We start from the raw sequence: 3,042 nt of genomic DNA, 5'->3' as shown, positions 1-3,042 counted from the left end.
CGTTCCTGAGCAAAGAGCGCAATTTCGGACCAGGTATCAAAACCACACATCATGGCACAGAGTGTCATAAAAATGACCTCAGATAGCACATGAGAACATTTTGCTTGTTGACGTGGATCAGGTAAGGCTTCAAGGTAGTCAAACAGGGCTTTCTGAGTCATCAATAAGGCCATTATTACGGGAAGTTGTGGATAAATAACGGCAAACAGATAAGATTGCAACAAAAATAAAGCGTGGCTTATTTTGTACGGTTAATTCGTCATCTTATGGATAAAAAATGATCATGCGTTAGCCCTGATAATTATCCCAGTATCCCCACATTGCCACCAACCATTTTCGGATTTTATGGCTGCATTTTGTAATGCAAGAGTACCACTTCTCTCAGGTGTTAATATATTGTAACGTCGCTGATTCCTGGGATCGTTAGAATATATATGCAACAATTTCCCTTCTGAGCCGTTAATTCCCAATACACACCCATCTTTTGACTTAAAACGTAATTCAGGAAATGGAGTTTTACTATCAATCAGTAAACTGCCAACTGTTGCGGTTTTATCGCTAGAAATGCGCAAGAACGTATTATCACTCTCAGATTTAGCATAACTTCCCACATCCCCAGCATTCAAACTAATATCCCCGGTCAACGGCTTCTCGTTAATTTTCGGTCTATTCGGCACCGCTCCTTTAACCAACTCCACCGTTTCCGATAAACCAATATTTTTTACAAATTCAGTTTTATTGAAGATGTCAGCGCCATTTTGATTTTTAGCGAGCTTACTGTTTGCATTATCATTTACACTGGAAACAAGTTTCTGAGTTGCTGCAAGTATATTACTGTTGCCTGTCTTGTCAGTAAGCTGAATAATTCCTTTTTGGGCTAATGTAGCATCGGGAATAGAATCTTGAGTTGCAAGCTCTCCCAGTCCTAAATTATTACGCGCTGTCGCTTTGTTATTAACATCAGATAAGTTATTGGCTTTCTGTAGAAATAACCCGTTAGGATCTGCTAATAGATTTTTCCAACCGGAAACTGATGTACTATCCGGATCTGTATTGTTATCTTCTACCCCATTCCACCAAATTTTACTTCCATCATAACTGGCAACAATAGCCCCTTTAGGATAACCATCAATGGCAGCACTAAAATCAGCATCATACGAATACAGGCCACCAGACATTGAATAACGTATTGCGGTAGTAATATCATTCAATATCCCGTTCATATCCTTGCCAGATGGAGGAATTCCACCAGCAGATATTGCTGTCATCGTTAACGGGGGAAAACCGCTCGGATACGTAGCTACGCCTTTTGCCAAACTGCTTTCAGTTGATTTTATTGCAATCTCGTTATAGTCTCCAGCGCTCGCAAATGGAACAGCAATAAGATTAGGTTTTTCAGTTGATTTCATTTTTCGGTATCCTTTCGACAATAGAGACGCCGACACCGGCTGGATACGGTAGTGCTCCCGATGTTTGAACAATTGCTAATTCTGCTGTTGATAGCTGAAATTCAAATACATAACTCATCTTCATATTTCCATCATCAGTGATATATGCACGTCCGCTATCGCTAAACATATAAACAAGCATTCTGTTGATGTTTGGTATAGTGCAATCAGATATATTTGACATGGCTTTCATCATAATCAGCTTTCGATACATCTGATCTGATAGTTCAATAGTTTTTGTTTTTGATTCCACGGCGTAAAATGGCGCTTGGCCAAATGGGTCTGGATCTGTTGTTGTCGAAATACTCAGAAAAGCTTCACCAAATCCCAGGTATTTTGCATTTTCATTAACAGTCAACCATCTGCTAACATTCACTATTTTTCCCCATACATCCAGCCCATACGTGTTTGCTGTGTCAATATTCCAAATCAGGTCGTAAAATGTATTAATAAATTCAGCAGAGGAAACAGCAGCATTGAAACTTCGAATAAGTGAGTTGAGTTTTGGGCTAGCGGCATACTGAGCAAGAATAGTTGCTTCCACATTTTCCATTTATGAACCTACTAATTTTACGGATATATTATCAGTGTCAAGCGTTGGGATTTCATCAATACCAAAACTAATTGATGTTGAATAAGCAGTACCGTCACGGCTAAGTGTAATGCTATAAATATCAACACTCGATGTATCTATGTTATAAACACCTGAATAATATCTACCAGCAAATAATGTAGATGCTATTCTTGCTCGCATTCCACCATCTTCACCGTTAAATGCTTGCGCTATAGCTGACTTAACCTGTATTTCAATATCAGCAGGAAGGTAATCACTATTAGCAAGTGAGACGTCAACATAAACACGAATGGGCACTGGTATCACATATTTAATTTCATATTTGGGGTAAGGCTGAACATAGTTTTCATCATCCACAATGGTGTGAGTTGTATTCCCGTTCGTAGGAATACCTGGAGGCTTTTTCTTCCAGATTGCTCTTGTGACATCCTCAGTTTTTCCCCCATACACAGCAATATAAATAGAGTTCGGCGCTATTCTGTATTTTGATATCCCAACTGTTTTTACTACCGAAGTATCATTTGAAATAACGTATGAGTCTGCTACCCCATTTACTTCTAATGTTGCTGCATAAATGGCATGTAATGAGTTTGTCGCATTTTTAGCAACAGATTGTTTTCGACGGTATTCAAAGTTAGATCGGGTCTCCTCATCTGTGCCAGATACGCCAGCACTCGCATTACTGATACCAGACCAGCCTGGTACTGAGCTATAAATCGTGTTCAAATCATCAATTTGGCATGCTAACGGCCCTGTTGTTGAGTTTTGGAAAACAACATCAACAGAACCGCTGTCAGGGATCTTAGCAGGGCGGGATTCCACTTTGTATTTAATTTAATCAAAGATAAGCTGGCTACGAAATTCTCCTGACCAAGTCGCTCTTCGACGTTTCGCTGCTTGACTATCTTTTATACTCGTATTTTGTTTAATCACATTTAATGCTATTCGATTAAAAAGAGCCATTTGTGCTGCACCATCAGGATCTTTAAGCGAGATAGCATCTTCCCGAAAGATGACGTC

4 protein-coding genes and 1 pseudogene are annotated in these 3,042 nt (G+C 39.4%); all 5 read right to left on the bottom strand.

Translation table 11 applies throughout. From position 1 onward, the window contains the following. The coding region (locus ACGF63_RS22615) for a transposase family protein (RefSeq protein WP_387633328.1) at positions 1 to 161 on the bottom strand (161 nt) is incomplete at its 3' end. A 120-nt stretch (positions 162 to 281) separates the two neighbouring features. After that, positions 282 to 1,409, bottom strand: a complete 1,128-nt coding sequence (locus ACGF63_RS22610) for a phage tail protein (protein ID WP_387633326.1) — start codon at positions 1,407 to 1,409, stop codon at positions 282 to 284. Beyond that, positions 1,396 to 2,001 carry a DUF2612 domain-containing protein gene (locus ACGF63_RS22605; protein WP_387633324.1) on the bottom strand — a complete coding sequence of 202 codons (606 nt, stop codon included), beginning with the start codon at positions 1,999 to 2,001 and terminating at the stop codon, positions 1,396 to 1,398. The genes ACGF63_RS22610 and ACGF63_RS22605 overlap by 14 nt, the downstream gene beginning before the upstream one ends. Next, positions 2,002 to 2,844, bottom strand: coding sequence for a baseplate J/gp47 family protein (locus tag ACGF63_RS22600; RefSeq protein WP_387633323.1), 843 nt, complete (start codon positions 2,842 to 2,844; stop codon positions 2,002 to 2,004). 12 nt (positions 2,845 to 2,856) lie between these two features. After that, positions 2,857 to 3,042, bottom strand: a pseudogene (locus ACGF63_RS22595) (ISAs1 family transposase); the annotation flags it as partial.

The sequence above is a fragment of the Photorhabdus sp. RM322S genome (genome assembly GCF_042879395.1).
Taxonomy (GTDB): domain Bacteria; phylum Pseudomonadota; class Gammaproteobacteria; order Enterobacterales; family Enterobacteriaceae; genus Photorhabdus; species Photorhabdus khanii.
Note: the sequence above shows the minus strand (reverse complement) of the source record. Positions and strands in the feature narration are given on the sequence as shown.